Source organism: Bordetella genomosp. 11 (genome assembly GCF_002261215.1).
In the GTDB taxonomy this organism is placed as follows: Bacteria; Pseudomonadota; Gammaproteobacteria; order Burkholderiales; family Burkholderiaceae_B; genus Bordetella_C.
The window spans coordinates 2,884,846-2,911,503 of sequence record NZ_NEVS01000004.1 but is presented as its reverse complement, the minus strand read 5'-3'; the positions used below and the strand labels follow the sequence as shown (position 1 = coordinate 2,911,503).

23 protein-coding genes are annotated in these 26,658 nt (G+C 66.3%); 12 read left to right on the top strand and 11 right to left on the bottom strand.

Annotated features, from left to right (window positions below; all coding sequences use genetic code 11):
- Positions 1 to 2: 2 nt before the first annotated feature.
- A complete protein-coding gene (gene serB, locus CAL28_RS20775; protein WP_094844761.1) occupies positions 3 to 860 on the bottom strand; it encodes a phosphoserine phosphatase SerB in 858 nt (285 codons plus the stop codon).
- Positions 861 to 883: 23 nt separating this feature from the next.
- A complete protein-coding gene (gene mfd, locus CAL28_RS20770) occupies positions 884 to 4,348 on the bottom strand; it encodes a transcription-repair coupling factor (RefSeq protein ID WP_094843102.1) in 3,465 nt (1,154 codons plus the stop codon).
- A gap of 29 nt (positions 4,349 to 4,377) precedes the next feature.
- Between mfd and ispD the strand changes: the two genes are divergently transcribed.
- Both ispD and ispF read left to right on the top strand, forming a co-directional pair.
- Positions 4,378 to 5,061 carry a 2-C-methyl-D-erythritol 4-phosphate cytidylyltransferase gene (gene ispD, locus CAL28_RS20765; RefSeq protein WP_094843101.1) on the top strand — a complete coding sequence of 228 codons (684 nt, stop codon included), beginning with the start codon at positions 4,378 to 4,380 and terminating at the stop codon, positions 5,059 to 5,061.
- Positions 5,058 to 5,552, top strand: coding sequence for a 2-C-methyl-D-erythritol 2,4-cyclodiphosphate synthase (gene ispF, locus CAL28_RS20760; RefSeq protein WP_094843100.1), 495 nt, complete (start codon positions 5,058 to 5,060; stop codon positions 5,550 to 5,552). Before ispD ends, ispF begins: the two co-directional genes overlap by 4 nt.
- Before the next feature lie 17 nt (positions 5,553 to 5,569).
- Here ispF and CAL28_RS20755 read toward each other — a convergent pair whose 3' ends face one another.
- The 4 genes from CAL28_RS20755 to risA are packed head-to-tail and all read right to left on the bottom strand — an operon-like array spanning position 5,570 to position 8,905.
- A complete protein-coding gene (locus CAL28_RS20755; RefSeq protein ID WP_094843099.1) occupies positions 5,570 to 6,088 on the bottom strand; it encodes a carboxymuconolactone decarboxylase family protein in 519 nt (172 codons plus the stop codon).
- A gap of 54 nt (positions 6,089 to 6,142) precedes the next feature.
- Positions 6,143 to 6,691 carry a peroxiredoxin gene (locus tag CAL28_RS20750; protein WP_094843098.1) on the bottom strand — a complete coding sequence of 183 codons (549 nt, stop codon included), beginning with the start codon at positions 6,689 to 6,691 and terminating at the stop codon, positions 6,143 to 6,145.
- Positions 6,692 to 6,744: 53 nt separating this feature from the next.
- Positions 6,745 to 8,136 carry a sensor histidine kinase RisS gene (gene risS / locus CAL28_RS20745; RefSeq protein ID WP_094843097.1) on the bottom strand — a complete coding sequence of 464 codons (1,392 nt, stop codon included), beginning with the start codon at positions 8,134 to 8,136 and terminating at the stop codon, positions 6,745 to 6,747.
- Positions 8,137 to 8,170: 34 nt separating this feature from the next.
- Positions 8,171 to 8,905, bottom strand: coding sequence for a response regulator transcription factor RisA (gene risA / locus CAL28_RS20740; protein WP_066639002.1), 735 nt, complete (start codon positions 8,903 to 8,905; stop codon positions 8,171 to 8,173).
- A gap of 131 nt (positions 8,906 to 9,036) precedes the next feature.
- On the opposite strand from risA, the gene tsaB reads away from it, so the two are divergent.
- On the top strand, positions 9,037 to 10,440 hold the full coding sequence (gene tsaB / locus CAL28_RS20735) for a tRNA (adenosine(37)-N6)-threonylcarbamoyltransferase complex dimerization subunit type 1 TsaB (protein WP_094843096.1): 1,404 nt from the start codon (positions 9,037 to 9,039) through the stop codon (positions 10,438 to 10,440).
- On the top strand, positions 10,433 to 11,497 hold the full coding sequence (locus tag CAL28_RS20730) for a uracil-DNA glycosylase (protein ID WP_254926190.1): 1,065 nt from the start codon (positions 10,433 to 10,435) through the stop codon (positions 11,495 to 11,497). The genes tsaB and CAL28_RS20730 overlap by 8 nt, the downstream gene beginning before the upstream one ends.
- Positions 11,498 to 11,596: 99 nt before the next feature.
- Here CAL28_RS20730 and lplT read toward each other — a convergent pair whose 3' ends face one another.
- Positions 11,597 to 12,913: a lysophospholipid transporter LplT gene (gene lplT / locus CAL28_RS20725; protein ID WP_094844759.1), complete on the bottom strand. Its 1,317-nt coding sequence runs from the start codon at positions 12,911 to 12,913 to the stop codon at positions 11,597 to 11,599.
- A gap of 339 nt (positions 12,914 to 13,252) precedes the next feature.
- Here lplT and smc point away from each other — a divergent pair, with 339 nt between their 5' ends.
- Genes smc through ligA form a run of 3 tightly spaced genes read left to right on the top strand, consistent with a single transcriptional unit; the run spans position 13,253 to position 20,048 of the window.
- Positions 13,253 to 16,783, top strand: coding sequence for a chromosome segregation protein SMC (smc, locus tag CAL28_RS20720; RefSeq protein ID WP_176464055.1), 3,531 nt, complete (start codon positions 13,253 to 13,255; stop codon positions 16,781 to 16,783).
- 44 nt (positions 16,784 to 16,827) lie between these two features.
- On the top strand, positions 16,828 to 17,943 hold the full coding sequence (locus tag CAL28_RS20715; protein ID WP_094843094.1) for a cell division protein ZipA C-terminal FtsZ-binding domain-containing protein: 1,116 nt from the start codon (positions 16,828 to 16,830) through the stop codon (positions 17,941 to 17,943).
- Positions 17,940 to 20,048, top strand: a complete 2,109-nt coding sequence (gene ligA / locus CAL28_RS20710) for an NAD-dependent DNA ligase LigA (protein WP_176464054.1) — start codon at positions 17,940 to 17,942, stop codon at positions 20,046 to 20,048. The genes CAL28_RS20715 and ligA overlap by 4 nt, the downstream gene beginning before the upstream one ends.
- 143 nt (positions 20,049 to 20,191) lie before the next feature.
- Here the strand turns inward: ligA and CAL28_RS20705 are convergent, their stop codons facing one another.
- The 4 genes from CAL28_RS20705 to msrB are packed head-to-tail and all read right to left on the bottom strand — an operon-like array spanning position 20,192 to position 22,251.
- Complete coding sequence (locus CAL28_RS20705) at positions 20,192 to 20,968, bottom strand: peptidylprolyl isomerase (RefSeq protein ID WP_094843093.1); 777 nt, start codon at positions 20,966 to 20,968, stop codon at positions 20,192 to 20,194.
- Between the two features lie 10 nt (positions 20,969 to 20,978).
- Positions 20,979 to 21,245, bottom strand: a complete 267-nt coding sequence (locus CAL28_RS20700) for a BolA family protein (RefSeq protein ID WP_094843092.1) — start codon at positions 21,243 to 21,245, stop codon at positions 20,979 to 20,981.
- Positions 21,246 to 21,265: 20 nt separating this feature from the next.
- The gene (locus CAL28_RS20695) at positions 21,266 to 21,856 is read right to left on the bottom strand and encodes a septation protein A (RefSeq protein WP_094843091.1); all 591 of its coding nucleotides are present in this window, start codon (positions 21,854 to 21,856) and stop codon (positions 21,266 to 21,268) included.
- Positions 21,853 to 22,251 carry a peptide-methionine (R)-S-oxide reductase MsrB gene (gene msrB / locus CAL28_RS20690; protein WP_094843090.1) on the bottom strand — a complete coding sequence of 133 codons (399 nt, stop codon included), beginning with the start codon at positions 22,249 to 22,251 and terminating at the stop codon, positions 21,853 to 21,855. Before msrB ends, CAL28_RS20695 begins: the two co-directional genes overlap by 4 nt.
- 53 nt (positions 22,252 to 22,304) lie before the next feature.
- Here msrB and CAL28_RS20685 point away from each other — a divergent pair, with 53 nt between their 5' ends.
- The 5 genes from CAL28_RS20685 to CAL28_RS20665 all read left to right on the top strand — a co-directional run bounded on the left by CAL28_RS20685 (position 22,305) and on the right by CAL28_RS20665 (position 26,652).
- Entirely contained in the window at positions 22,305 to 22,982 is a 678-nt protein-coding gene (locus tag CAL28_RS20685; RefSeq protein ID WP_094843089.1) for an energy-coupling factor ABC transporter ATP-binding protein, read from the top strand.
- Entirely contained in the window at positions 22,979 to 23,575 is a 597-nt protein-coding gene (locus CAL28_RS20680; RefSeq protein WP_094843088.1) for an energy-coupling factor transporter transmembrane component T family protein, read from the top strand. The genes CAL28_RS20685 and CAL28_RS20680 overlap by 4 nt, the downstream gene beginning before the upstream one ends.
- Before the next feature lie 79 nt (positions 23,576 to 23,654).
- Positions 23,655 to 24,215 carry a biotin transporter BioY gene (locus CAL28_RS20675; protein ID WP_094843087.1) on the top strand — a complete coding sequence of 187 codons (561 nt, stop codon included), beginning with the start codon at positions 23,655 to 23,657 and terminating at the stop codon, positions 24,213 to 24,215.
- 157 nt (positions 24,216 to 24,372) lie between these two features.
- Entirely contained in the window at positions 24,373 to 25,533 is a 1,161-nt protein-coding gene (locus tag CAL28_RS20670) for an ABC transporter substrate-binding protein (RefSeq protein ID WP_094844757.1), read from the top strand.
- A gap of 78 nt (positions 25,534 to 25,611) precedes the next feature.
- Complete coding sequence (locus tag CAL28_RS20665) at positions 25,612 to 26,652, top strand: branched-chain amino acid ABC transporter permease (protein ID WP_094843086.1); 1,041 nt, start codon at positions 25,612 to 25,614, stop codon at positions 26,650 to 26,652.
- Positions 26,653 to 26,658: the final 6 nt, after the last annotated feature.

The window sequence follows — 26,658 nt, the reverse complement described above, 5'->3', positions numbered from 1 at the left end:
CGTCAATGCTCGAACCAGTTCAGCACGCCGTCCAGGCCCGATACGTTCAGCGCGAAGCGCGTCTGCTCGCGCACGATGGGCTTGGCGTGGTAGGCCACGGAGTAGCCGGCCAGCCCCAGCATTTTCAGATCGTTGGCGCCGTCGCCCATGGCGATGATCTGGTGCGGCGCGGCGCCGTGGCGTCGCGCGAACGCGCTCAGGCGCTCGGCCTTGCCGGCCGCGTCGACGATGTCGCCCAGCACGCGGCCGGTCAGCCTGCCGTCCACGATCTCCAGCGTATTGGCGTGGGCTTCGTCCAGGCCCAGGCGCTCGCGCAGGCGTTCGGTGAAGAAGGTGAACCCGCCCGATACCAGCAGGATCCGGATGCCGGCGTCGCGCGCCGATGCGATCAAGGTCTCCGCGCCGGGATTCAGGCGCAGCTTATCGCGGTACACCTGTTCCAGCGCCTGCGCCGGCTGGCTGGCGAGCAAGGCCACGCGCCGCCGCAAGCTCTCGGAGAAATCGGTGATTTCGCCGCGCATGGCGGCTTCCGTGATGGCCGCCACTTTGTCCTTCACCCCGGCCACGCCGGCAATCTCGTCGATGCATTCGATATTGATCAGGGTGGAGTCCATATCCATCGCCAGCACCTTGCATTGCGACAGGGCGCTGCCCCTGGGCAAGAAGGCGTAGTCGACGCCCGCGGCCTCGCACCATTGCCGTACATCCTGACGCGTCGCGTCGTCGTGCTGTACATCCAGCAGGCGCGCCGCCGTCGCGCTCAGGCGGTGCAGCCCCTGGGCCTGCGACAGCGCGGCCACTTGCTCGCAATGTTCGGCGGCCAGGGCGGGGGATTGAATGACGAGATGGTGTGGGGTCATGTCCAGGGGGATATCGGGGTTGTTCATGCCAGGGCCCGCAGCACGGTGCGCACGGCGTCGACGCGGGCCGGGATCTGCTGGCCCTTGATTTCGACGCGCAGCTTGTCCTGGCCGGCCAGCTTGATGTGGCGTTGCTTTTGCACCAGTTCGATGATGCGCAGGGAGTCCACCGGCGGATTGGGTCCGAACTGCACCAGCGCCTGGGTTTCGCTCGCATCGATCTTGACGATCCCCAGCGCCTGCGCGGCCAGCCGCAGGCGGTGCGAGGCCAGCAGCGTCTGCGCGGATTCAGGCAGCTTGCCGAAGCGGTCTATCAGCTCTTCCTGGATGCGGATCAGGTCGTCCTCGCCGTCCGCATGCGAAAGGCGCTTGTACACCGCCAGGCGGGCATGGACGTCGGCGCAGTAATCGGCCGGCAACAGCGCGGGCGCGTGCAGATTGACTTCGCAGGATTTGCCGAACGGCGCTTCCAGGTCGGGTTCTTCCCCGGCTTTCAGGGCGCGCACGGCTTCGTTCAGCATATCGGTGTACATCGAGAAACCGACTTCCTGGATGTTGCCCGATTGCGATTCGCCCAGGACTTCGCCGGTGCCGCGGATCTCCAGGTCGTGCATCGCCAGGTAGAAGCCAGATCCGAGTTCTTCCATGGCCTGGATCGCTTCGAGACGCTTCTTGGCGTTGGAGGTGATGGCGTCCTCCCCTGGCGTGAGGAGGTAGGCGTAGGCCTGGTGATGCGACCGTCCCACGCGTCCGCGCAGCTGGTGCAGCTGCGCCAGGCCGAAGCGGTCCGCCCGATGGATCACGATGGTGTTGGCCGTCGGGACGTCGATGCCGGTTTCGATGATGGTGGTACAGAGCAGCACATTGAAGCGCTGCTGGTAGAACCCCTTCATGACCTGTTCGAGGTCGCGTTCGCCCATCTGGCCATGGGCGACGGCGATGCGGGCTTCCGGTACCAGTTCTTCCAGCCGGGCGCGCCGGTTGTGGATGGTTTCCACTTCGTTGTGCAGGAAGTAGGCCTGGCCGCCGCGCTTCAGCTCGCGCAGCAGCGCCTCGCGGATGGTGCTGCCGTCTTCGCGCCGGACGAAGGTCTTGATGGCCAGGCGCTTTTGCGGCGCGGTCGCGATAACGGAAAAATCCCGGATGCCTTCCAGCGACATGCCCAGCGTGCGGGGGATGGGCGTGGCGGTCAGCGTCAGCACGTCGACTTCGGCGCGCAGGGACTTCAGTGCTTCTTTCTGGCGTACCCCGAAGCGGTGTTCCTCGTCGATGATGACCAGGCCCAGCTGCTTGAAGCGCACATCCTTGGACAGGATCTTGTGCGTGCCGATGACGATGTCGACGCTGCCGTCGTTGATGCCCTGGATCGCCGCGGCGACTTCCTTGGCGGACCGGAAACGGGACAATTCCACGACGCGCACGGGCCAGTCGGCGAAACGGTCCGCGAAGGTCTGCGCGTGCTGTTCGGCCAGCAGGGTGGTGGGGCAGAGCAGGGCAACCTGTTTGCCGTTGGCGACCGCCAGGAAGGCGGCCCGCAGCGCGACTTCCGTCTTGCCGAAACCGACGTCGCCGCAGACCAGCCGATCCATGGGCTTGCCGGAAGTCATGTCGTGGATCACGGCCTGGATGGCGGCGGCCTGGTCCGCGGTTTCCTCGAAGCCGAAGCCTTCGGCGAAGGCCTCGTAGTCGTTGGGCTGCAACTTGAAGGCATAGCCTTCGCGCGCCGCCCGCTTGGCGTACAGGTCGAGAAGTTCCGCCGCGGTGTCGCGCACCTGCTTGGCGGCCTTGCGGCGCGCCTTGTCCCATTGTCCCGAACCCAGCTGGTGCAGCGGCGCGGCTTCCGGGTCCGCGCCGCTGTAGCGCGCGATGACGTGCAACTGCGAGACGGGAACGTATAGCGTGCTGCCGTTGGCGTATTCGAGATGCAGGAACTCCATCTCGCCTTCGCCCATGTCCATATTGATCAGGCCATGGTAGCGGCCGATGCCATGCTGGGCGTGGACGACGGGGTCGCCCTCGCGCAGTTCCGACAGGTCGCGCACCATGGCTTCGACGTTGCTGGCGCGCTCCTGCTCGCGGCGGCCGCGGCGGCCGACCGCGGCCTGTCCCGGGTACAGGTCGTTCTCGGTGATGAAGGCGATGCCTTCGGCGGGCAGGCTGAATCCGGACGTCAGCGGCGCTGCCAGCAGGGCCAGGCGCGCCGGAGACAGGCGGAAGTCCTCGATGGACGCTGCCTCGAAATCCGGCGCCAGGTCGAACTCGGCCAGCATCTGGGCCAGGGTCTCGCGCCGGCCGGCGGAATCGGCGCATAGCAGGATGCGCCACTTGCCGGCATCGACCACCGTGCGCAGCCGCGCCACGGGGTCGTCGGCCCGCCGCGTGACCGCCACGTCGGGCGCCGGCCCGATATCGGGATGGCCGGCGTCGGCCGTCAATGCAAGGCGTTCGAAATCCTTGAGCTGGCCGAACAGCGATTCGCTATCGAGGAACAGTGCGTCCGGCGCCAGCACCGGACGCTCGCGGTCGCTCTTCAGGAATTGGTAGCGGCTGGAGGTATCCTGGGCAAAGCGGCGGATGGCATCGTCGATATCGCCGATCGTCACCATGATGGTCGACGGCGCCAGGTAATCGAACAGGGTGGCGGTTTGCTCGAAGAATAGCGGCAGGTAGTATTCGACGCCCGCGAATGCGATGCCGTTGCCGATATCGCGATAGGGCAGGGCACGCGAAGGATCGCCTTCGAAGATCTCGCGAAAGCGTGCGCGGAAGCGATTGCGCGCTTCCTCGTCCATCGGGAATTCGCGTCCCGGCAGCAGCTGCACATGATTGACCGGGTACAGGCTGCGCTGGGTGTCGACGTCGAAGGCGCGTATCGATTCGATTTCGTCGTCGAACAGGTCCAGCCGGTAAGGCACCGCCGAGCCCATGGGGAACAGATCGATCAGGCCGCCGCGCAGGCAGAATTCGCCGGGCGCCGTGACCTGGGTCACGTGGCTGTAGTTGGCCAGCGTCAACCGCGCCCGCAGCGCGGCCTCGTCCAGCTTGTCGCGCTGCTTGAACGAAAACGTATAGGCGGCCATGAACGAGGGCGGCGCCAGGCGATACAACGCGGTAGTAATGGGCACGGCCAGGACGTCGACGGAATGACGCATCAGTGCGTCCAGCGTCTTCAGCCGTTCGGAAATCAGGTCGTGATGCGGCGAGAAGGCATCGTAGGGCAGCGTTTCCCAGTCGGGCAGCTGGCGCACGCGCAGATCGGCATCGAATAGATGGATTTCGTCGGTCAGCCGCTGCGCTTCCAGCGGATCGGCGGTCAGCACGAGCAGCGGGCGGGCGGCCTGGCGGGCCAGGTCGGCCAGCAGCCATGCATCGCCCGAGCCGGGGGGGCGGGGCTGTGCATATCGGGTGCCGGGTTTGAGGGCCGCCAGGATGGAGTCCGTCGACGGGACCAGCGGCGCCGGGGGGGAAGAGGGGAAATCTGCAGGCATGAGAAGGAAGATTATAAAATCTCCAGCCTATGTCCGCCTCTCTTATCGCGATCGTTCCCGCGGCCGGCATCGGCGCCCGTGCCGTGGCCGCCGGCGGCGCCGGTCTTCCCAAGCAGTATTACCCCCTGGCTGGGCAGCCCATGCTGCGGCATTCGGTGCTCGCGCTGCTGGCGGATCCGCGGGTGTGCCAGGTGCGTGTTGCCGTGTCGCCGGGCGATAGCTGGGTGGAATCCGCGCTGGCCGGGTTGCCGCGCACCGTATGGCGCGAATGCGGCGGTCCCACGCGCGCGGTCACCGTGGCCAACGCCCTGGGCGATAGCGGAGCGGCCGACGACGACTGGATATTGGTTCACGACGCCGCGCGCCCCGGCCTGACGGCCGCCGCGCTGGCGCGGCTGATCGACGCGTGCCTGGAAGATACCGTGGGCGGCCTGCTGGCGCTGCCGGTACGCGACACGGTCAAGGCCGGGCACGAGCGCGTCGTGCGCACGGTGGATCGGCAGGAGCTCTGGCAGGCGCAGACACCGCAGATGTTTCGCGCGGGGCTGCTGCGGCGGGCGTTGCGCGAGGCCGCAGAGCGCGGCGTCGACGTCACCGACGAGGCCTCGGCCATCGAAGCCGCCGGCCTTGCGCCGCTGCTGGTGCCGGGCGTCATGCGCAATTTCAAGGTGACCTGGCCGGAGGATTTCGGCCTGATGGAGAAATGGCTGTGAATATTCCCTTCCGCGTAGGGCAGGGTTTCGATGTCCACGCATTGGCGGTGGGCCGTCCGCTGGTCATCGGTGGCGTCACCATTCCGCATACCCATGGGCTGCAAGGGCATTCCGATGCGGACGTCCTGCTGCATGCCATCACCGACGCGGTACTGGGCGGCGCCGCGCTGGGCGATATCGGCCGGCATTTCCCGGACACGGACCCGGCCTATCGCGGCGCCGATAGCCGCGTGCTGTTGCGCGCGGCCATGGCGAAGGTGAAAGAGGCGGGCTGGACTGTCGTCAATATCGACGCCACGGTGCATGCGCAGGCGCCGAAGATCGGCCCGCATGCCGCCGCAATGGTGGGCAACATCGCCGCCGACCTGGGCCTGGACCAAAGCGCGGTCAACATCAAGGCCAAGACCAGCGAGGGGCTGGGCTACCTTGGCCGCAAGGAGGGCATCGCGGCCACGGTAGTAGCCCTGCTGGCACGCGACGCCACGGCCTAGGGCGGGGTTTGCTCCGCTTACTTGCCTTGCGCGGTCAGCACCAGCGCGGCCGCGTTCACCACGGCGGCGATGCGGCCGACGTCGCGCAACTGCTCGACGGTGTAGCCTTCTTTTTTCAGCAAGGCGTAGTGCGACTGCACGCAGAAATGGCATTTGCCGACGATAGAGGCCGACAAAGCGAACAGCTCGAATCGCTTCTTGTCCACACCGCCGCTGGTCGAGTAGGCATTCATGCGCAGTTGCGCGGGCAGGCTCTTCAGCTGGGCATCTTCCGCCATCTCGACGTACGGATACCATACGTTGTTCATGCCCATCAGCGCGGCCGCCGTCAGGGCGGCGTTGGCGTCGGTTTCCGACAGGCCTTTCTTGAAGGCTTCGATCAGGAAGGGACTGCGCGACGCAAAGGCCGCCGCCAGCGCGGCGCCCACCGCGTCTTCCGCGGGCAACGTGGAGCGCGCGATCACGCCGTCCAGGTTCAGCCGGATATCCTTGGCCCAATCCGGCACTGAGTCCTTAATGGTTTGGATAAATTCCATAGTTTTTACCTATAGCGTGAAGCAGCGAAAGCCCGGCGAACCGGGCTGGGGATCTTACAGCGTGTCGCCGCCAACCTTACGGTTGCACGGGCACAGCTCGTCGGTTTGCAGGCCGTCGAGCAGGCGGAGGACTTCCTCCGGATTGCGGCCGACGTTCAGGTTGTTCACCGAAACGTGTTGGATCACGTTGTCCGGATCGACGATGAAGGTGGCGCGCAGAGCCACGCCGGCGGACTTTTCACGTACGCCCAGCTGGTCGACCAGGGCGCCCGTGGTGTCGCCGAACTGGTAGTGGCCCAGCTTGTTCAGGTCCGGGTGCTCGCGGCGCCAGGCCAGCTTGACGAATTCGTTGTCGGTCGAACCGCCCAGCAGGACGGCGTCACGGTCTTCGAATTCCTTGGCCAGGGCGTTGAAGCCGACGATTTCGGTCGGGCACACGAAGGTGAAGTCCTTCGGATAGAAATAGATCACCTTCCACTTGCCAGGGAACGAGCTTTCGGTGATGTCCTCAAAGGCGGACACGCCGTTTTCTTCGTGGTGGTTGAAGCCGGGCTTGACGCCGGCAACCTTGAAAGGCTCGAGTTTGTCGCCAACAGTTTTCATGTGGACTCCTTGCTTTTTGGGTGATGAAACTTAGACCCGTAAATTTTACGCTATTAAGTTTCGCTGTCTAATTGATAATTTCTAAGTCGGGCTTTAGGCAATTCTATCCTCGCCGTAAGCCCGCCGCCGGGGCGGGGCAGCATCTTCAGGGTGCCGCCGACGTGCTTCAGCAGGCGCTCCACGATGGCCAGTCCCAGCCCCGCGCCGCTGACGCCCGTGCGCGCCGCCTCGCCCCGGGAAAAGGGCCGCAGCAGCCGGTCCACGTCGTCGGCCGCGATGCCGGGACCCCGGTCCGAGACCTCGATGGCGATGATATTGCCTTCCGATTGCACGCCCATGTACAAGTGGGCCTGGCCGTCGCCGGACCGTCCGTAGCGGCGGGCGTTTTCCAGCAGGTTGCTGACGATACGCTTGAGGTCCAGCGCCGTGATGCGGGCGCGCAGGCCGGGCGTGATGAAGGCTTCGATTTCGCCGCCGGTAGAGGCGGTATGGCTGCGCTCGCGATCCAGGAGTTCGCCGAGTACCCCCGAGACGTCGGTAGCCATCTGGGGCAGGGTGCCGGCGGGACGGGCATATTCCATCAACTGCCCGATACTGTGGTCGATCTGTGCGAGATCGTCGTCGATCGCCTGGCGAGCGTCTTCGGACACGCCGCTCATTTCGATCTCCAGGCGCATCCGCGCCAGCGGCGTGCGCAGGTCGTGCGAGATCCCCGCCAGCATCAGTTCGCGGTCCGCCTCCGTCTGCCGTATGTCCTTGGCCATGCGGTTGAACGAGGCATTGAGGTCGCGGATTTCCAGCGGCCCGTTTTCCGGCAGCGGGGCCGGCGTCTCGCCGCGGGACAGTACCTGCGCGGCGCGCGCCAGCCTGGACAGCGGCCGGTTGACGAAACCGACGCTGACGGCCGCGCCCACCAGCGACAGCAGCAGGGCGGTGGCACCCCATCCCAGCCATTCGATGCCGCCCGTCAGGCCGATCTGTTCCCGCTCGAACACCAGCCAATACAGGTCATGGTCGATCTGGAAGCTGACCCAGAAGCCGGGCACCTGGTTCACGCCCCAGGCTATCTGCGTTTCGGGCCCGAAACGGCTGCGGATGTGGTCCGCCACCCGTTGCCAGTAGTCGTCGTTGGGCAGGGGTTCGGCAAAATCGGTGAGTTCCCGGGGGTAGACCTGGATGCCTTCGTTCGTGGCCAGGTCCAGCAGCAGCTTGCTGCGTTCGTCCGCCTGCGAATAGACCAGGGCGGTACGGGTGATGTTAACGGCGGTGATCACCCGTTGCGCCATCTGGTTGGCGCGGGGGCCCAGCTCCATGCTGAAGAAGACCTGCAGCCAGGCGCCCAGGCTGACCAGCATGAGCGCGGCGAGCAGCAGGAAGGTACGGCCGAACAGTCCCAGACGTACACGCGACGTCATGACTTTGAGGGCGCTGCGAAAACGGAGCATGTTGCGGCGTTCCTGCCCCGGGAACGATCAGGTTTCAGCTCCCACCGTCCGGCACGAAGACGTAGCCGAGTCCCCATACTGTCTGGATGAACACCGGCTTGGAGGGGTTCGGTTCGATCAGCTTGCGCAGGCGCGAAATCTGCACGTCCAGGCTGCGATCGAAAGCTTCGTATTCACGGCCGCGCGCCAGCTCCATGAGCTTGTCGCGCGACAGAGGAATCTTGGGGTGGCGGGCGAACACCTTCAGCACCGAGAACTCGCCCGTCGTGATCGGCACCTGTTCGTTGTTGCGGGTCAGGGTGCGGGTCGACAGGTTCAGCACATAGGGGCCGAAGGCGATCGATTCGTTTTCCTGGCTGGGCGCGCCCGGATGTTCTTCCGTGCCGCGGCGGCGCAGGATCGCGTTGATGCGGGCCAGCAGTTCGCGCGGATTGAAAGGCTTGGACAGGTAGTCGTCCGCGCCCATCTCCAGGCCGACAATGCGGTCGATTTCCTCGGCCTTGGCGGTCAGCATGATAATAGGCGTGTTGTCGTGCCCACCACGCAGGCGACGGCAGATGGACAGCCCGTCTTCGCCGGGCAGCATCAGGTCGAGCACCAGGAGGTCGAAATGCTCCCGCTGCCACAGCTTGCCCATTTCCTTGGCATCTTCGGCGACGAAGACATTGAAGCCCTGTTCCGAGAGATACCGCCGTAGCAGGTCGCGCAGGCGGGGATCGTCGTCGACAACGAGGACTTTTCGCGTCGGAGTGGTGTTTTGCGTATTCATGGCCGGAAATGTAACAGCGCCCGGAATGAGCGGCTAGTGGTCGTTCACAAGATATTACACATTGGACAGGTTGGTTGAAATCCCCCTTACAAGCGAGGGCAAGTCTTTGGTATTACGTACAATTCCCGGCTATGAAACCGACTTTATTGGCGCTTGAAACGTCATCCTCACGCTGCAGCGTCGCGCTGCTGCGCGACGACGCGGACGGCGCGGCCATCGCCACGCTGGAGCACGAAGGGGCCCAGGAACATGCCGAGCGGCTGCTGCCCATGGCGCGCGAGCTGTTGCGCGACGCCGGCATCGGCCCGGAGGGCATCCAGGCAGTTGCCTTCGGCCAGGGCCCGGGCGGCTTCACCGGCCTGAGGGTGGCGTGCGGCGTGGCGCAGGGCATCGCCATGGCCCACGACCTGCCTGTCGTTCCCATCGTTTCGCATATGGCGGTCGCGGCCCAGGTGCCGGCACGACCGGACCAGGCCGTCATCGTGGCCCTGGACGCCCGCATGGAAGAGGTCTATTTGGCTGTGTACCGCCGTGCGCAGGGGGCGGCGGACGATACGGGCTGGGAGGTCCTGCAGGCACCCCTATTGATCGCCGCCACCGAAGTCGTGCCCTGGATTGAAGGCCATCTGGACGAATGGCGGGCGCGTACCGGGTTGGCGCTCGCCCCCGTGCTGGCCGGCGATGCGTGGGACGCGTATGCCCGGCAGATGACACCGCATGCGGATTGGACCCGCTACGACGCCAGGCGCCCGCACGCGCGGGATATCGCCCGGCTGGCATTGCAGGCCTGGCGTCGCGGCGAAACCGTACCGCCGGAGCTAGCCATGCCCCTGTACGTGCGCGACCGGGTCGCCTACACGACGGCGGAGCGGCTGGCGGGGCAGGGTGGCAACCCCAAGGCCACCCCCGCGCTGGAGACGGCCGCCCCCGCGCCGATGAGCCAGCTTCCCGCCGCCGCGTCAGGGCCGGCGGCCGCGGTGCCGGTCGAGGCCGTTGCCGCCGCCGACCCGGGACAGGCAGCCGCCGGCCCCGAGTCGATCGCGGCCACACCGCGCGGGGATGGCCTGCCGGTGGAAATGTCGCCGATGACCGTGCTGGATCTGGACGATATGGAGCGCATCGAGGCCTCCGTCCAGGCCTTCCCCTGGACTCGCCGCAATTTCGCCGATGCGCTGGCGGCGGGCTACGACACCTGCGTGTTGCGCCGGGCGGGCCGCATGTTGGGATTCGCCATCCTGATGCACGCGCCGGACGTGTCGCATCTACTGGTGGTGGCTATCGACAAGACCTTGCATCGCCAGGGGCTGGGGTCCAGGCTGATCGCCTGGTGCGTCCAGCGCGCCCGCGATCGTGGCATAGGCGGGGTGCTGCTGGAGGTCCGCCCGTCCAACGCGGGCGCGGTGGCGTTCTATGAGCACCATGGTTTCCGGCGCGTGGGCCTGCGGCGCGGGTATTACCCCGCGGGCCGGGGACGGCGCGAGGATGCGCTGGTCATGCAGAAGCCGGTTCCCATCGACGAGGCCGGACATGGCTGAGGCGACCGGCGTCCCGGCGAAGGCCCCGGTGCTCAACCCGCTGCAGCGGGCGTGGCTGCGCGAGATCGGCATGGAGAAAGTATGGCTGCGGCAGGAAGCGCCACAGCCCGCCGCGACTGCCGCCGGCGATGCCGCCGCGGCGTCGGCCCCCGCAGCCCGGGCGCAGTCCGCGGCCCAGGGCCGGGCCGGGGCGGTCGCGCCAGATACGGCGCCGGGTGGGGCCATCGCGCCGCCAGCGCCCGGGGCGCCCGCCGCGGCATCCATCCCAGGGGCGGCATCCTCCGTGGATACCGCCGCAGGCGTGGATACGGCTTCCGGAAGCATGCCGGCGTCCGATGTACAGCCGTCATCCGGCGGGCAGCCGGCGTCCCGGCCCGGCGCGCCGGCGCGGCGTCCAGTCATTGGGCCGCGCCCCGCGCCGTCCTCGACTCCCGCCGCGCGTTCGGCCATGGAGACGCCGCCGCAGCCCGCACCGACGGCCGAATCGCTGGCAATGCTGGACATGGCCACCCTGCGTGAGCGCGTGCTCGAATGCACGGCTTGCGGCCTGTGCCGTGGGCGCCGGCAGGCCGTGTTCGGCATGGGGCCGGAGCAGGCCCGCTGGCTGGTGGTCGGCGAGGCGCCGGGCGAACAGGAAGATCGCCAGGGCCTGCCTTTCGTCGGCCGTTCCGGCCAACTGCTGGATGCCATGCTGGCGGCCGTCGGCATGAGCCGCGATCGCGACGTCTATATCGCCAATGTCATCAAGTGCCGGCCGCCGGGCAATCGCAATCCCAAGCCGGAAGAGATCGCCGCCTGCCGTCCCTACCTGATGCGCCAGATCGCGCTGCTCAAGCCGGAACGCATACTGGTGCTGGGCCGGTTCGCCGCGCAGACGCTGCTGGAAACCGACGCGGCCATCGGCAGCCTGCGCGGTCGCGTCCATGTCCTGAAAACGCCGGATGGCGAGATACCCATGGTGGTCAGCTACCATCCGGCCTATCTGCTGCGCAGCCCGGTCGAAAAGGCGCGCGCGTGGCAGGATCTTCGTCTGGCGGCGGGGCTGGCGCTGCCCTAGCCACCGCTGCCGGCGGCGTCCGCCCGCGGGGTCCCGATGATGTCCCAGGGGCCGTCCCCGGGCCGGCCCGGGCCTGCCCCGTCGGGCCTGGCGCGCAGCCTAGTGGGCGCGGCCTTCCAGGGCCTTGCCGTGGCCTTCCTGGCCGATCTGGCCGATCAGATCCGGGCTGTCCTCCATGTTGCGGCGGCTCCAGCGCATGAATATCAGCATCAGGATGGCGACGATGGAGCCGAAGATCACGATGATGATGCCGATCGGCAGGTTCAGCCACAGCAGCAGCGTGTAGATGGCCACCATGAGCAGGATGTTGAGCTGCTCATTGAAGTTCTGCACGGCGATGGAGTGGCCCGCGGACAGCAGGACATGTCCGCGATGCTGCAGCAGGGCGTTCATCGGCACGACAAAGAATCCGGCCAGGCCGCCCACCACCAGCAACAGCAGATAGACGTGCCATGTGTGGTGCACCAGCGGCATCAGGAGTACGACCAGCCCCATGGCGGCGCCGACCGGCAGTACGCTCAGTGCCTTGCGCAGGGGAATGCGGCCGGCCAGGATGGACCCGATGACCGTGCCCACCGCGGCGATGCCCATCAGGATGGACGCCTGGTCCAGCCGGTAGCCCAGTTGGCTGCGGCCCCACTCGATGACGATCAGCTGCAGGGTAGCCCCGGCGCCCCAGAACAGGGTGGTCACGGCCAGCGATATCTGCCCCAGCTTGTCGTGCCAAAGCACGCGGACGTAGCCGCCGAAAATGGAAATGAGCCGGATGGGGTTCTTCTGCTGCGGCGGGTAGCGAACGTGGGTCTTGGGAATCAGCAGGTTGCAGGCCGAGGCCAGCAGATAGACGCCGGCGATGACGAGGATGGCGGCCTCCGCGGGCGTGTGCACCAGCTTGCTGCTCCAGGGGTGGTGCAGGATGAGGCCCGAAATGTCGGGCGAGATCAGGGCCCCGCCCAGCACCGTGCCCAGGATGATGGAAATAACGGTCAGCCCTTCGATCCAGCTATTGCCCTTGACCAGCAGTTCGGGCGGCAGCATTTCCGTCACGATGCCGTATTTGGCGGGCGAATAGGCCGCCGCCCCCACGCCCACCATGGCGTAGGCCAGGCAGACCAGATAGGTTTGGTGGGCGTGCGAGATCCCCAGGCTGGCATAGGAGAACATCAGCAGACAGCCGCCTACCTTGAGGGCATTGGTGGCGAACATGACGCGGCCCTTGGGGTAGGAGTCCGCGATGGCGCCCACGAAGGCTGCCAGCAGCACATAGGCCAACGCGAACGACCACTTCATGATCGGCGCCATCCAGTCCGGACCGCGCAATTCCTGGATGAGGGCAATCGCCGCAATGAAGAGCGCATTGTCCGCGAGCGAGGACAGGGCCTGCGCCGCCATGACCAGAAAGAAACCGCGTTTCAAAGAGATGTCCCCATTCACGTTGCCGGTCAGTATCCGGCAGCGGCCGCGGCATGAATAGGCCCGCGCCAAATTAAAGTGTCAGGGAGTATAGCGTCCGCCCTGGGGCGGGGCGTTGATGCGGCATCCCCGGCGGGGCCGGCCGGGATGGTGTGGCCGTCCCATGGCGGGGCGGATGGGCGGCGCCGCATGCGGCCCGGGCGGGCGGTGGGGTATCATAAGCCCCGAAAAAAGCCGGTCTATAGAACCGGTTCGTCAGCATCGGCCCCGCGGGGCCGATTTGCAATGCGCGGCAGGCCCGTCAACGCGTCCATCAACCCTCCGGTCAGTCAAACAGATACTGTGCGTCTTACCCAGCTAAAACTCGCCGGCTTCAAATCGTTCGTCGATCCCACGGTCATTCCGGTCCCCAGCCAACTGGTCGGCGTGGTGGGGCCCAACGGCTGCGGCAAATCGAACATCATCGACGCGGTGCGATGGGTGCTGGGCGAAGCCAAGGCCTCGGAACTGCGCGGCGAATCGATGCAGGACGTCATCTTCAGCGGATCGGGCAATCGCAAGCCGGCCGCCCGCGCGTCGGTGGAAATGGTGTTCGACAACAGCGAAGGCCGCGCCGCCGGGCAATGGAGCTCCTATGCCGAAATCGCGGTGCGGCGCGTACTGACTCGCGACGGCACCAGCAGCTATTTCGTCAACAACCAGCAGGTACGCCGGCGCGACATCCACGATATCTTCCTTGGCACCGGCCTGGGCGCGCGCGGCTACGCCATCATCGGCCAGGGCATGATCAACCGGCTGATCGAGGCGCGCCCCGAAGAACTGCGCGTCTTCCTGGAAGAAGCGGCCGGTGTGTCGCGCTACAAGGAGCGCCGCCGCGAAACCGAAAACCGGCTGTCCGATACCCGCGAAAACCTGACCCGGGTCGAAGACATCCTGCGCGAACTCAACAGCCAGCTGGAAAAGCTGGAGTCGCAGGCCGAGGTGGCCCGTGAATACCGGGAACTGCAGGCCGATGGCGAACGCAAGCAGCATGCATTGTGGTTCCTGAAGGAATCCGGGGCGCGCGCGGAGCGCCAGAAGAAAAGCCAGGAAATCGACCAGGCGCAGAACGAGCTGGAAGCCGCCGTCGCCGAACTGCGGGCGGGCGAAGCCGCGCTCGAATCGCGGCGCCAGGCGCACTATGCCGCCAGCGATCTCGTGCACAGTGCCCAGGGCCAGCTCTACGAGGCCAACGCCCAGGTCAGCCGCCTGGAAGCGGAGATCCGCCACGTGGTGGAATCCCGCAATCGCGTCCAGGCCCGCCGCGAGCAACTGACCCGGCAGATCGAGGAATGGGAAGCCCAGCAGACCCACTGCACGGAGCAGATTGCCCAGGCCGAGGAAGACCTCGCCGCCGGCATCGAGCGCGCGCAGGAAGCGCGGGCGATGGCCGAGGACGCCCAGGCGGCCCTGCCGGCCGTCGAGGCCCGGGTGCGCGATGCCGCCCAGGGGCGCGACGCCATGCGCGGCGCCCTGGCGCGGGTCGAACAGGACCTGGCGCTGGTCGCCCAAAGCCAGCGCGATGCCGACCGCCAGTTGCAGGCGCTGGAACAGCGCCGCGAGCGCGTGCAGCAGGAAATGCGCGACCTGCAGACGCCGGATCCCACGCGGCTGGAGGAACTGGCCGGCGCGCTGGCTTCCGGCCAGGAACAGCTGGAGGCCGCGCAGGAAGAACTGTCGACGCTGGAAACCCGTTTGCCGGAAGCCGATGCCGAGCGCGGCCGCGCGCAGGCCGCCGCGCAACAGGAGGCGCAGACGCTGGCCCGGCTGGAAGCCCGGCTGACGGCGCTGACCAAGTTGCAGGAGGACGTGCAGAAGCAGGGCGCACTGGAGCCCTGGCTGGCCAAGCACGAATTGGCGGGGCTGGGCCGGCTGTGGCAGAAGCTGCATATCGAGCCGGGCTGGGAAACGGCCCTCGAGGCAGCATTGCGCGAACGCATGGCCGCGCTGGAAGTGCGCAGCCTGGACTGGGCCAAGGCCTTTGCCGAGGATGCGCCGCCCGCGCGGCTGGCGTTCTACCAGTTGCCGGTTGCCGCGCCGGCGCCGGCCGCCGCGCAAGGGCTGCAGCCGCTGACCGGCCTGCTGCGCATCTCCGATGGCGACCTGCGCACGCTGATGAACGAGTGGCTGCGCGATGTCTACGTCGGCGATAGCCTGGCGCAGGCCCTGGCGGCCCGCGCCTCGCTGCCGCCGGGCGGTGCCTATGTGGTCAAGGACGGCCATCTGGTCGATGCCCACAGCGTGCGCTTCTACGCGGCGGATTCGGAGCAGTCCGGCCTACTGGCGCGCCAGCAGGAAATCGAGAACCTGCAGCGCGAACTGAAGGCGCAGCAGCTGATCGCCGACCAGGGGCGTGCCGCCGTGGCTCGCAGCGAAGCGGCATGGCAGCAGGTTTCGCAGGCGGTTGTACCGGCGCGCCAGCGCGTGGCGGAAGTCACCCGTCGCGTGCACGACATCCAATTGGAGTATTCCCGCCTGCAGCAGCAGGCGCAACAATCGGGCGAACGCGGTGCGCGCTTGCGCGAGGACCTGGCCGAAATCAGCGCCCACGAGGAAGAACTGCGCGCGGCGCGCGAAGATGCCGAAGTCCGCTTCGAAACGCTGGACCAGGAATTGGCGGAACACCAATCGCGTTTCGCCGATGCCGAGATCGAAGGGGAAACCCTGGCCGAAAAGGCCGAAGCCGCACGTGCCCAGCTGCGCGAACTGGAGCGCGCGGTGCACGAGTCGGAATTCGCGCAGCGCGGTATCGAGGCCCGCATCCAGGACTTGCGCCGCAACCAGCAACTGGCGGCGGACCAGAGCCAGCGCGCGCGCGCGGAACTGGAGCAGCTGCAGGGCGAACTGTTCGAGCTCGACGCATCGGCTTCGCAGGCCGGGCTGCAGGATGCGCTGGAGTTGCGCGCCGAACGCGAGGAAGCCCTGGCCCGCGCGCGCATCGAGATGGACAATCTGGCGGCCCAGCTGCGTGGCGCCGATGAAGACCGTGTGCGCCTCGAGCAGTCCCTGGAGCCGCGGCGTGCCCGCATCATGGAATTGCAGTTGCAGGAACAGGCCGCTCGCCTGGCCGAGGAGCAGTTCAGCGAGCAGTTGAATGCCCGCGAGGTGGATCGCGAAGCGCTGGCGCAGTCCCTGGAATCCATGCCCGAGGAATGGCGCCGCGCCAATTGGCTGCAGTCGGAAGTCGCGCGCATTTCGCGGCAGATCGATAGCCTGGGTTCGGTCAACCTGGCCGCGCTCGACGAACTGACGACGTCGCGCGAGCGCAAGGAGTTCCTGGATTCGCAGCAGCAGGACCTGATGACGGCCATCGAGACGCTGGAGGACGCCATCCGCAAGATCGATCGCGAAACGCGCGAGCTGTTGCAGGAAACGTTCAATACCGTCAATGGCCATTTCGGCGAACTCTTTCCGCGCCTGTTCGGCGGCGGCGAGGCCAAGCTGATCATGACCGGCGACGAAATCCTGGACGCGGGCGTGCAGGTGATGGCGCAGCCCCCCGGCAAGCGCAACAGCACCATCCATCTGTTGTCCGGCGGCGAAAAGGCCTTGACGGCGACCGCGCTGGTATTCGCGCTGTTCAAGCTGAATCCCGCGCCTTTCTGCCTGCTGGACGAGGTCGACGCGCCGCTGGATGATGCGAATACCGAACGCTACGCCAACCTGGTCAGTGCGATGAGCGAGCAAACCCAGTTCCTTTTCATCTCGCATAACAAGATCGCCATGCAGATGGCGAAGCAACTGGTCGGCGTTACGATGCAGGAGCAAGGTGTATCCCGCATTGTCGCGGTGGATATCGATTCGGCGGTTCAGCTCGCGGCCGAGGCCGCATAACTTAGATTGACAGAGGCGCGGCCCCAAGGGCGCGGAATTGATACATGAGTGATTTGCAGATCGGGCTGATCGTCCTGGGTGTCCTGCTCATCCTGATGGTCCTGGGCTTCAATTGGTGGCAGGATCGCCGGGTACGCCGCAAGATGCAGGCGCATTTTCCCAGCAATGAGCACGATCCTCTGTTTGGCGGCACCGGCCAGGAAGGCAGCGCGGCGCACGTGCCGCATGGCACGACAAGCCCATCCTCCCAGCGCCGCGAGCCGGCCTTCAACGGCGCGGCGCCCGCCAGCGCGGCCGCCGGCGCGCATGCCGAAACGCCGCCCGCAGCTTCCGGCGCCCCCCATGCCGAGGGCGACGATGGCGAAGAAGCCGATCCCGCCTGCGAGGTGGTGATCGAAGTCACGTTCGCCGAGCCGGTGCGCGGCGGCGATCTGTTGCCCGTCACGCAAAGCATGCGCTCGGCCGGCCGCAAGCCCATGCGGGTCTTCGGCCTGACGGACGATCAGCGCCACCGTGCGCGCCTGCGCACCGACGAGCGCTACGGTGCCCTGCAGATCGCCGTGTTGCTGGCCAACCGCAGCGGCCCGCTGACGGCCATCGAATGGTCGCAGGCCTGGGCTCGGGCCCAGGACCTGGGCGAGCGTTTCGATGCCGCCATCGAAGGACCCGATCAACAGGCCGTGCTGGAGCAGGCCGCCCGCCTGGACGACACCTGCGCCGCGCTCGACACGCAGGTGGGCCTGACCTTGCTGCTGGGCGGCGCCCAGCCGGCGGCGGAAGTCCTGGCCGTCGCGCGCGATCTTGGGTTCATCCATGACGGGCCGCGCCTGGTCTGGATGTCCGATGTCGGCTTGCCGCGATTCACGCTCACGCGGGGCGACGGCGCCGCGTTCGATGCCGGCATGGGTGGAGTCGAGCGCCTGAATCTGCTGCTGGACGTGCCTTGCAGCCCGCCCGACGAACGCGCGTTCGGCCGCATGGTGGACGTCGGACGACAGTTGTCGCAGCGCCTGCGCGCCGAACTGGTGGACGACCAGGGCAAGCCGCTGGCCGATGCCTCCGTGGCGGTCATCGACGAGCGCTTGCAGGTTCTGTTCGGCCAGCTGGAGCAGGCCGGCCTGCGGGCCGGCAGCGAGCGCGCGTTGCGGGTGTTTTCGTGAAGGCTGGGGACAAGACCGGCGCGCAGGCGGAAATCGACCGTCTGCGTGTCGAAATCGAGCAGCACAATTACCGGTATTACGTCGAGGATGCGCCCAGCGTTTCCGACGCCGAGTACGATGCCCTGATGCGCAAGCTCCAAGAGCTGGAGTCGGCCCACCCGGAGCTCGTGACGCCAGAGTCGCCGACCCAGCGGGTGGGCGCCACGCCCCTGGCGGCCTTCGGCGCCGTCACGCACGCGGTGCCCATGCTGTCGCTGGGCAATGCCTTCGACGAAGAGGAAGTCCGCGCTTTCGACAAGCGAGTGACAGACACCTTGCGCTCGTCCGGGCAACTGGGGCCGGCCAGCCAGCCGGACTACTTCTGTGAACTGAAGCTGGACGGCCTGGCGATCAGCCTGCGTTACGAGAACGGCAAACTGGTACAGGCCGCGACGCGGGGGGACGGCCAGACGGGCGAGGACGTGACGGCCAATATCCGCACCATTCGCTCGATTCCGCTGCAGCTCAAGCCCGGCGCCCCGCGCGTGCTGGAAGTGCGCGGCGAGGTCCTGATGAATCGCCGCGAATTCGAGCGCCTGAACGCGGCCCAGGCCGAGCGCGGGGAAAAGGTCTTCGTCAATCCGCGCAACGCCGCGGCGGGTAGCCTGCGGCAGCTGGATCCGCGTATCACGGCGCAGCGTCCGCTGCGTTTCTTCGCCTACGGATGGGGCGAGGTACACGGGCTTGCCAACCGCCAGACCGGGCTGTTCGACGAACCGGCTCCGGGCGTGCGCCAGGCCGCCACGCTCCCGCGCGAATCGCACAGCGCAATGCTGGACTGGCTGGCCGAACTGGGCTTGCCGATCAATACCCAGCACAACCGGAAGGCCACGGGCGCGGACGGTTTGCTCGCCTTCTATGCGCGGGTCGCCAAGCTGCGCCCGACGCTGGCCTACGATATCGATGGCGTGGTGTACAAGGTCGATTCGCTGCCGGCGCAGAAAGTGCTGGGCTTTGTCGCGCGCGCGCCGCGCTTCGCCCTGGCCCACAAATACCCTGCCGAGGAAGCGACCACCGCGCTGCTGGACATCGAAGTCCAGGTGGGGCGCACCGGCGCGATCACGCCGGTTGCGCGCCTGCAACCGGTTTTCGTGGGCGGCGTGACGGTCACCAACGCCACGCTGCATAACGAGGACGAGATCCGCCGCAAGGATGTGCGGATCGGCGATACCGTCATCGTCCGGCGCGCCGGCGACGTCATCCCGGAAGTGGTCGGCCCGGTACTCGAAAAGCGGCCCGCGGACGCAGCCCCTTTCGACATGAAAAAGAAGTACCCGGTGTGCCCGGTATGCGGCTCGGCGATCGAACGGCCGGAAGGCGAGGCCATCGCGCGCTGTACCGGCGGCCTGTTCTGCGCCGCCCAGCGCAAGCAGACGCTGCTGCACGCGGCGGGGCGCAAGGCGCTGGATATCGAAGGATTGGGCGAAAAGCTGGTCGATCAACTGGTGGAGCGCGATCGCGTCAAGTCGCTTGCGGATATCTACGGCCTGACCGTCGAGGAATTGGCCGGTTACGACCGCATGGGGACGAAGTCCGCCGAGAACGTGGTGCGCGCCATCGACAAGGCGCGCACGCCCACGCTGGGCCGCCTGCTCTTCGCGCTGGGCATTCGCCACGTCGGTGAAACCACCGCGCGCGACGTCGCACGGCATTTCGGCGACATGGATGCCATCATGGATGCCGGGGAAGAGCAGTTGCTGGAAGTTCCGGACGTGGGGCCAGCCGTCGCCGCGTCCATTCACCGCTTTTTCGCCGAACCGCACAATCGCGACATCGTCGAAGCCCTGAAGCGGCAGGGGGTGCACCCCGTGGCGGAAGCCGCCGCGCGCAGCGGCGGCCTTTCCGGCAAGACCTTCGTGCTGACCGGTACGCTGCCGACCCTGACGCGTGAAGAGGCGACCAGCCATATCCTGGCGGCGGGCGGCAAGGTCAGCGGTTCGGTGTCCAAGAAGACGGCCTATGTGGTGGCCGGTGCCGATGCGGGCAGCAAGCTGGCCAATGCGCAGAAACTTGGCGTGCCCGTCCTGGACGAAGACGGTCTGAAGCAGTTGCTCGGCATGGAGTAAGCCGCCGGCGCATCGGCGGCAAACCCCGCCGGGAAGCCAGGAAGGAAAACGAAAAGTAAAAGTAAAAGCCCCGCCACTTTGCAGTGGCGGGGCTTTTTATATTCCGCGCGTGCCGGCACCGGGCCGGCAACGGGCGAATACGCTTACTGCACCTTGGCCTGGTCGCGCAGCGATTTCTGGTAATCGGCCAGCACTTGCTGGCGCAGCATTTCCTCGAGCTGCGGACGCACCTGGTCCAGCGGCGGGAATTCCACCGGACGGGTGTCTTCGACCTGGATGATGTGCCAGCCGTATTGGGTCTGCACCGGCTTGTCGGCGAGTTCGCCCTTCTTCAGGGAAGTGACGGCCTGGGCGAAAGGCGCGACATAGTTGGTGGGCGGAGCCCAGCCAAGGTCGCCGCCTTTTTCCGCGCTGCCAGGATCCTTGGACTCTTTCTTGGCGGCGTCTTCGAACTTCAGCTTGCCGCTTTTGATCTGGGCCAGCAGATCATTGGCGGTTTTCTCGTCGGAGACCAGAATATGGCGGACCTTGTATTCCAGCTTGCCGGCCTGCTGCTGCTTGACCTCGTTGTATTGGTCCTGGACCTGCTTGTCGGTAACCGGATGCTTTTGCAGGTAGTCGGCCATCAGGGCGCGCACCAGGATGCCCTGGCGAGCCAGTTCCATTTCAGTCTGGACGTCGGGCTGTTTCGCCACGCCGGCCTTCTCGGCGGCTTGCACGAAAATCTGGCGATTGATCATTTCCTGCTTGACCTGCTCGCGCAGCTGGGGCGAATCGGTAGCGCCCTGGCTGACCAGCAGCTTGACGAACTGGTCCAGGCTTTTCTGGGTAATGGGTTTGCCATTGACCGTCGCCACGTTCTGGGCAAAAGCGGGGGCGGCAATCACGCAAGCCGCCACCAGCAGGATAAAGCGTTTCATGTAGGTCCTTTCAAGGAGTTCGGGTTTCCAGCGCAAGCGCGTGGATAGGGTAAGGCATTAAATCATTCAAATGATCATACACCAGGCGATGACGCGCCACCGGTGAAAGCCCTGCGAATTTGGCGGATGTAATCCTCACTGTGAAGTGCGAGGCGCCGCCATGCGCACCGGCATGTCCCGCATGCAAATGGGAGTCGTCCTGGATTTCCAGCTCCACCGGTGCGAGCGCTTGCAGGCGCTGGCGAATGGTAGCAGCCACGTCCGTAGTTTGAGTCATGGAAAGTTATTCAAATCAATTCAGTTTTCGCCCGCCTTGCGGGCGGCTTCGTCGGCGGCTTCGCCGGTATGGCCGGGCGGTTGCAAATGCCGGCCCAGCCAGAGCGATTGCGCGATCACGAAAACAATCATCAGGCCCATCAGGCCGAATGCCTTGAAGGTAACCCATTCGGATTCCGAAAAATGGCCGGAAAATGCCACGTAGAGATTCGCCGCGCCGGCGACCAGGAAGAACACCGCCCAGGTGGCATTGAGTTTGTCCCAGACCGGATCGGGCAGCGCGATCTGTTTGTCCAGGAGCCTGCGCACCAGGTTGCGTTTGAATATCCAGCGGCCGACCAGCAGCGCGCCGCCGAACAGCCAATACAGCACCGTCGGTTTCCATTTGATGAAAACGTCGCTGTGCAGCCATAGCGTGGCGCCGCCGAAGACGACGATCACGGTCAGATTGATCCAGTGCATGCCTTCGATCGGGCGGCTCGTCAGTTTGAGCCACAGGATTTGCAGGATGGAGGCGGTAATTGCCACCGCTGTCGCCGTATAGATTCCCGCATAGCGATATGCGATGAAAAACAGCAGCAGCGGAAACAGATCGAATAGAAACTTCTTCATTCTTCAGCAGGTTCGAATTTCAATGCGAGGGAGTTAATGCAGAATCGCCGGCCTGTCGGCGGCGGGCCATCCGGGAAAACATGGCCCAGATGCGAATCGCATACGTTGCACAATACCTCCGTGCGTACCATGTCATGGCTGGTATCACGTTGCTCGCGCACCAGGTCCGGGCCCAGGGGTTCGTAGTAGCTGGGCCAGCCGCAGCCGGCATCGAACTTGGTGTCGGAGGCGAAGAGCGCGGTGCCGCAGGCAACGCAGCGATAGGTGCCCGGGGTGGTGGTGTCCCAATAGCGCCCGGTGAAGGCCCTTTCCGTCCCCTTTTCGCGGGTAACGTAGAACTCGTCCGGGGACAGCAGAGCGCGCCATTCGGCTTCGGTCTTTCGTACTTTTTCCATGTAGGCGCTGGGGGTTCCGGGGCAATGAACAGGTTCGGGCATAATCGCGCCCCATGTTAATCGAGTTTGATCATGCCGTCGTGAAGACGCCCCGCGCGGAGATTCTGCATGGGGTGAGCGCGGTGCTGAGCGAACGGCGCATCGGCATCGTCGGGCCTAACGGCGCGGGCAAGAGCACCCTGGCCCGGCTCATCAATGGGCTGGTCCTGCCCTCGTCGGGGACGGTGCGGGTCAATGGCCACGACACGCGCCAGGCGACGCGCGCCGTCCGGCGGGAGGTGGGTTTCGTTTTCCAGAATCCGGAAAACCAGATCGTCTTTCCCATAGTGCGGGAGGACATGGAATTCGGACTGAAAACGCTGGTGCCCGACAAGGCCGCGCGCCAGGCGCGGGCGGCCGAACAACTGGCGGCATTGGGCATCGCGCATCTGGCGGACCGTGCCAGCCACTCGCTGTCCGGCGGTGAGCGGCAACTGGTGGCGCTGGCCGCCGTGCTGGTGATGCGTCCCAAGGTGATCGTATTCGACGAGCCCACGACCCAGCTGGACCTGCGCAACCGCAATCGGGTGCGTGCCGCCATTGCCGGCCTGGCGTGCGACGCGGTGGTGGTCAGCCACGACCTGGAACTGCTGGAAGATTTCGACCGCGTGCTGGTTATCGCGGCGGGCAGGGTCGCCGCCGACGACCGGCCCGCCGCCGCGCTGCATTGGTATCGGGAGCATTGCTCATGATGGAGCCGCTGTATGTCGACGGCGACGGCCTGTTGCACCGCATTCCGGCGCCGTACAAGCTGATCGTCCTGGTGGCGGCGGGCGCGGCGCTGTTCCTGGTGCACCGGCTGGATGGCCTGGCGCTCGCTTTCGCGTGCGGCGTGCTGCTGCTTGCCCTGTCGGGCGCGGGCGCCGGTGCGCTGTGGCGTCATGTGCGCGGCCTGTTGCCCATTCTGGCCGTGGTGGGGGGCTTTACCGCCTGGTTCGACGGCTGGGCCCATGCGGCGGAAATCCTGCTGCGCGTGGCCGCCCTGATGGCGTTCGCTCTGGCCGTGACCCTGACGACGCGCACCAGCGACCTGATACAGGTATGCGAACGGGCCTTGTATCCGCTGGACCGGCTGGGCTGGATCGATGCGGGCCGTGTCGCACTGGCGCTGGCGCTGACGCTGCGTTTCATTCCCGAGATATGGCGGAATTACCAGGACATCCGCGAGGCCCAGGCGGCGCGCGGGCTATCGCGCAATGCGCTGGCGCTGACGGTACCCCTGCTGGTGCGCACGCTCAAGCGCGCCGACGAAGTCGGCGATGCCATCGACGCGCGCGGCGGCTGAGGCGGGGATTCCACAAGGGCAGGCATCGATACATCGACGCATTCACGCGTTTCACTATAAAGAAAGAGGAGAGGTCCGCATGCGCACGAGGGATACCGCCACGGTGGCCATGTTTGCTGCCTTTATCGTCGTGTTGAGCCTGGCGCCGCCCATACCGGTGCCGGCGCTGCCCGTGCCGATTACGCTGCAGGCGCTCGGCGTCATGCTGGCGGGCTGCATGCTGGGGCCGGCGCGTGGCGCGGCGGCGGTCGGGCTCTATCTGGTGCTGGCGGCCATCGGGCTACCGGTGCTGCCCGGAGGGCGCGGCGGCCTGGGTGTGTACGCGGGCCCCACGGGCGGATTCCTGATCGGCATGCTGTTCGGCGCCGCGCTGTGCGGCGCCATGGCGCAACGGGTGGCGCGGTCGGGCGCCGGCACGCTGCCGGCGATGCTGGGCTACTTTGCCGCGGCGCTGGCGGGCGGGCTGGTCGTGGTCTACGCCATCGGCATTCCCTGGCTGGCCGCCATCGCCGGCATGACGCTGGGCAAGGCGGCGCTGGCCATGGCGGTGTTCCTGCCGGGGGATATCGCCAAGGCGGTACTGGCGGCCGTCGTAACGCAGCGTGTGCGCCGGGTATGGGCGTTCGACGGCGAGCGCTGAGACGCCGTCGATAAGGGTGACTACCGAGAGCCATACGCCCAGGCAATTTGATACCTTTCTGAACCTATAATCCGATTTTCTGTATAGCTTGCAGAATCGGTTCATATGTTGTTGCTGCCGGGCGCACGGCGCCGGCCACTTCCTGGAGACTTCAATGATGCATCCCAAGCACAAGACGCGCCTCGTGGCGGCGGCGCTGGCCCTGGCCTTGCCCCTGCTGGCGCACGCGCAAATCAAGGTCGGCGTCACTCTCTCCAGCACCGGGCCGGCCGCGTCGCTGGGGATTCCGGAGCGCAATACCGTCGCCTTGCTGCCCAAGGAAGTCGCCGGGCAGAAGATCGACTGGATCGTGCTGGACGATGCGACCGATACGACGCAAGCCGTGAAGAACATGCGCAAGTTCGTGAGCGAGGACAATGTCGACGTGGTGATCGGCTCCTCCGTGACGCCGGCTTCCCTGGCGATGGTGGACGTTGCCGGCGAAACCAAGACGCCGATGATCAGCGTGGCGGCAAGCGTGAAGATCGTCGACCCGGTCGACGGGCCGCGCAAGTGGGCTTTCAAAACGCCGCAGAACGACGCCCTGATGGCGGGCGCGCTGGCCGACGCGATGGTCAAGGGCAAGGTCAAGACCCTGGGCTTCATCGGTTTCGCCGATGCCTATGGCGATAGCTGGCTGCAGGAAATCAGGAACGCGGCGGAAAAGAAGGGAATCAAGATCGTCGCCGTCGAGAAGTACAGCCGGACGGATACCAGTGTGACGGGTCAGGTGCTGAAGCTGGTCGGCGCGCGTCCGGACGCCGTGTTGATCGCCGGTTCGGGCACGCCCGCCGCGTTGCCGCAGAAAGAACTGCGCGCGCGGAACTACGGTGGGCTGATCTATCAGACGCACGGCGTGGCCAATGGCGATTTCCTGCGCGTCTGCGGCAAGGATTGCGAGGGTATGCTGCTGCCTGCCGGCCCCTTGCTGGTGGCGGAACAGTTGCCCGATAGCAACCCGGTGAAGAAGTCGGCGCTGGCCTACGTGGCCGCCTATGAAAAAGCGCATGGCGCCGGCTCGGTCAGTACCTTCGGCGGCCACCTGTGGGATGCCGGCCAGCTCGTGCTGGCGGCCGTTCCGGTCGCGCTCAAGACGGCCAAACCGGGTACGCCGGAATTCCGCGCCGCGATGCGCGATGCCCTGGAAAACGTCAAGAATCTCGCGGCCTCGCAGGGCGTCTTCAATATGAGCCCCACCGATCACGCCGGCTTCGACGAGCGCGCGCGCGTGATGGTGAAAGTGCAGAACGGCAAGTGGGTCTACCAGCCGGGCCTGTGACACGGCGTACATGAAGCATGCATCGGCGCGCGCGCCCGAGGGGTCGCGCGCGCCGATGTCTTCCACGGTAAAGGGACGATGGATTCTTCCATAGCGTTCATCCTGCTGCAGGACGGCGTGGTCAGCGGGTCGATCTACGCCTTGCTCGGCATGGCGCTGGTGCTGGTATTCGCGGTGACGCGGGTGATCTTCATCCCTCAGGGCGAATTCGTCGCGTTCGGCGCGTTGACGCTGGCCATGCTGGTGGACGGCAAACTGCCGGGTACGGTGTACCTGCTGCCCCTGCTGGGCGGCGTGGTGTTCCTGCTGGAGCTGGGGCGCGCGGTGCGTCTGCGCACCGTTGCCGCCTTGCCGAAGGTCATCCTGGTTAATCTGGTGCTGCCGGCGCTGTTGTACTGGGCGACCAGCCGGCTGGTCGGCGCCGATACGCCGCTGTGGCGCAACATGCTGCTGACTTTGCTGCTGATCGTGCCGATGGGGCCGATGGTGTATCGCATTGTCTACCAACCGCTGGCCGAAGCCAGTGTGCTGGTCCTGCTGATTACGTCCGTCGCCGTGCATTTCGTGCTGGTCGGGCTGGGCCTGGTCTTCTTCGGCGCGGAAGGCTGGCGCACGCCGGCCTTCGTCGATGGGCAGGTGGACCTGGGCGTTACCGCCTGGTCGGCCCAAAGCCTGTTCGTGGTGGGAACGTCCCTGGTCTTGATCCTGGCGCTGTGGCTGTTCTTCGGCAAGACGCTCTATGGCCGCGCGCTGCGCGCCACCGCGGTGAACCGCCGTGGCGCACGGCTGGTCGGCATCAGCAGCACGATCTCCGGCAGCATTACTTTCACCCTGGCGGCGCTGATGGGCGCCATCTCCGGGATACTGATCGCACCGGTCACCACGGTCTATTACGACACGGGCTTCCTGATCGGCCTGAAAGGCTTCGTCGGGGCGATCATCGGCGCGCTCGCCAGCTATCCGGTGGCCGCCGCCGGGGCGCTGCTGGTGGGACTGCTGGAATCGTTCTCCTCGTTCTGGGCCAGCGCCTACAAGGAAGTGATCGTATTCACCCTGATCATCCCCGTGCTGCTGTGGTTGTCGCTGCGCGGCGGCGGCCACGCCGAGGCCGAGGAATAGGGACGC

Coding starts and splice junctions, on each gene's coding strand:
- CAL28_RS20670 (WP_094844757.1), top strand. CDS start 24,373: ATGCATCCCAAGCACAAGACGCGCCTCGTGGCGGCGGCGCTGGCCCTG.
- tsaB (WP_094843096.1), top strand. CDS start 9,037: ATGAAACCGACTTTATTGGCGCTTGAAACGTCATCCTCACGCTGCAGC.
- CAL28_RS20750 (WP_094843098.1), bottom strand. CDS start 6,691: ATGAAAACTGTTGGCGACAAACTCGAGCCTTTCAAGGTTGCCGGCGTC.
- CAL28_RS20695 (WP_094843091.1), bottom strand. CDS start 21,856: ATGAAGAAGTTTCTATTCGATCTGTTTCCGCTGCTGCTGTTTTTCATC.
- risA (WP_066639002.1), bottom strand. CDS start 8,905: ATGAATACGCAAAACACCACTCCGACGCGAAAAGTCCTCGTTGTCGAC.
- CAL28_RS20715 (WP_094843094.1), top strand. CDS start 16,828: ATGAGTGATTTGCAGATCGGGCTGATCGTCCTGGGTGTCCTGCTCATC.
- msrB (WP_094843090.1), bottom strand. CDS start 22,251: ATGGAAAAAGTACGAAAGACCGAAGCCGAATGGCGCGCTCTGCTGTCC.
- mfd (WP_094843102.1), bottom strand. CDS start 4,348: ATGCCTGCAGATTTCCCCTCTTCCCCCCCGGCGCCGCTGGTCCCGTCG.
- CAL28_RS20665 (WP_094843086.1), top strand. CDS start 25,612: ATGGATTCTTCCATAGCGTTCATCCTGCTGCAGGACGGCGTGGTCAGC.
- CAL28_RS20730 (WP_254926190.1), top strand. CDS start 10,433: ATGGCTGAGGCGACCGGCGTCCCGGCGAAGGCCCCGGTGCTCAACCCG.
- risS (WP_094843097.1), bottom strand. CDS start 8,136: ATGCTCCGTTTTCGCAGCGCCCTCAAAGTCATGACGTCGCGTGTACGT.
- serB (WP_094844761.1), bottom strand. CDS start 860: ATGACCCCACACCATCTCGTCATTCAATCCCCCGCCCTGGCCGCCGAA.
- CAL28_RS20675 (WP_094843087.1), top strand. CDS start 23,655: ATGCGCACGAGGGATACCGCCACGGTGGCCATGTTTGCTGCCTTTATC.
- CAL28_RS20685 (WP_094843089.1), top strand. CDS start 22,305: ATGTTAATCGAGTTTGATCATGCCGTCGTGAAGACGCCCCGCGCGGAG.
- ispD (WP_094843101.1), top strand. CDS start 4,378: ATGTCCGCCTCTCTTATCGCGATCGTTCCCGCGGCCGGCATCGGCGCC.
- CAL28_RS20705 (WP_094843093.1), bottom strand. CDS start 20,968: ATGAAACGCTTTATCCTGCTGGTGGCGGCTTGCGTGATTGCCGCCCCC.
- CAL28_RS20700 (WP_094843092.1), bottom strand. CDS start 21,245: ATGACTCAAACTACGGACGTGGCTGCTACCATTCGCCAGCGCCTGCAA.
- CAL28_RS20680 (WP_094843088.1), top strand. CDS start 22,979: ATGATGGAGCCGCTGTATGTCGACGGCGACGGCCTGTTGCACCGCATT.
- CAL28_RS20755 (WP_094843099.1), bottom strand. CDS start 6,088: ATGGAATTTATCCAAACCATTAAGGACTCAGTGCCGGATTGGGCCAAG.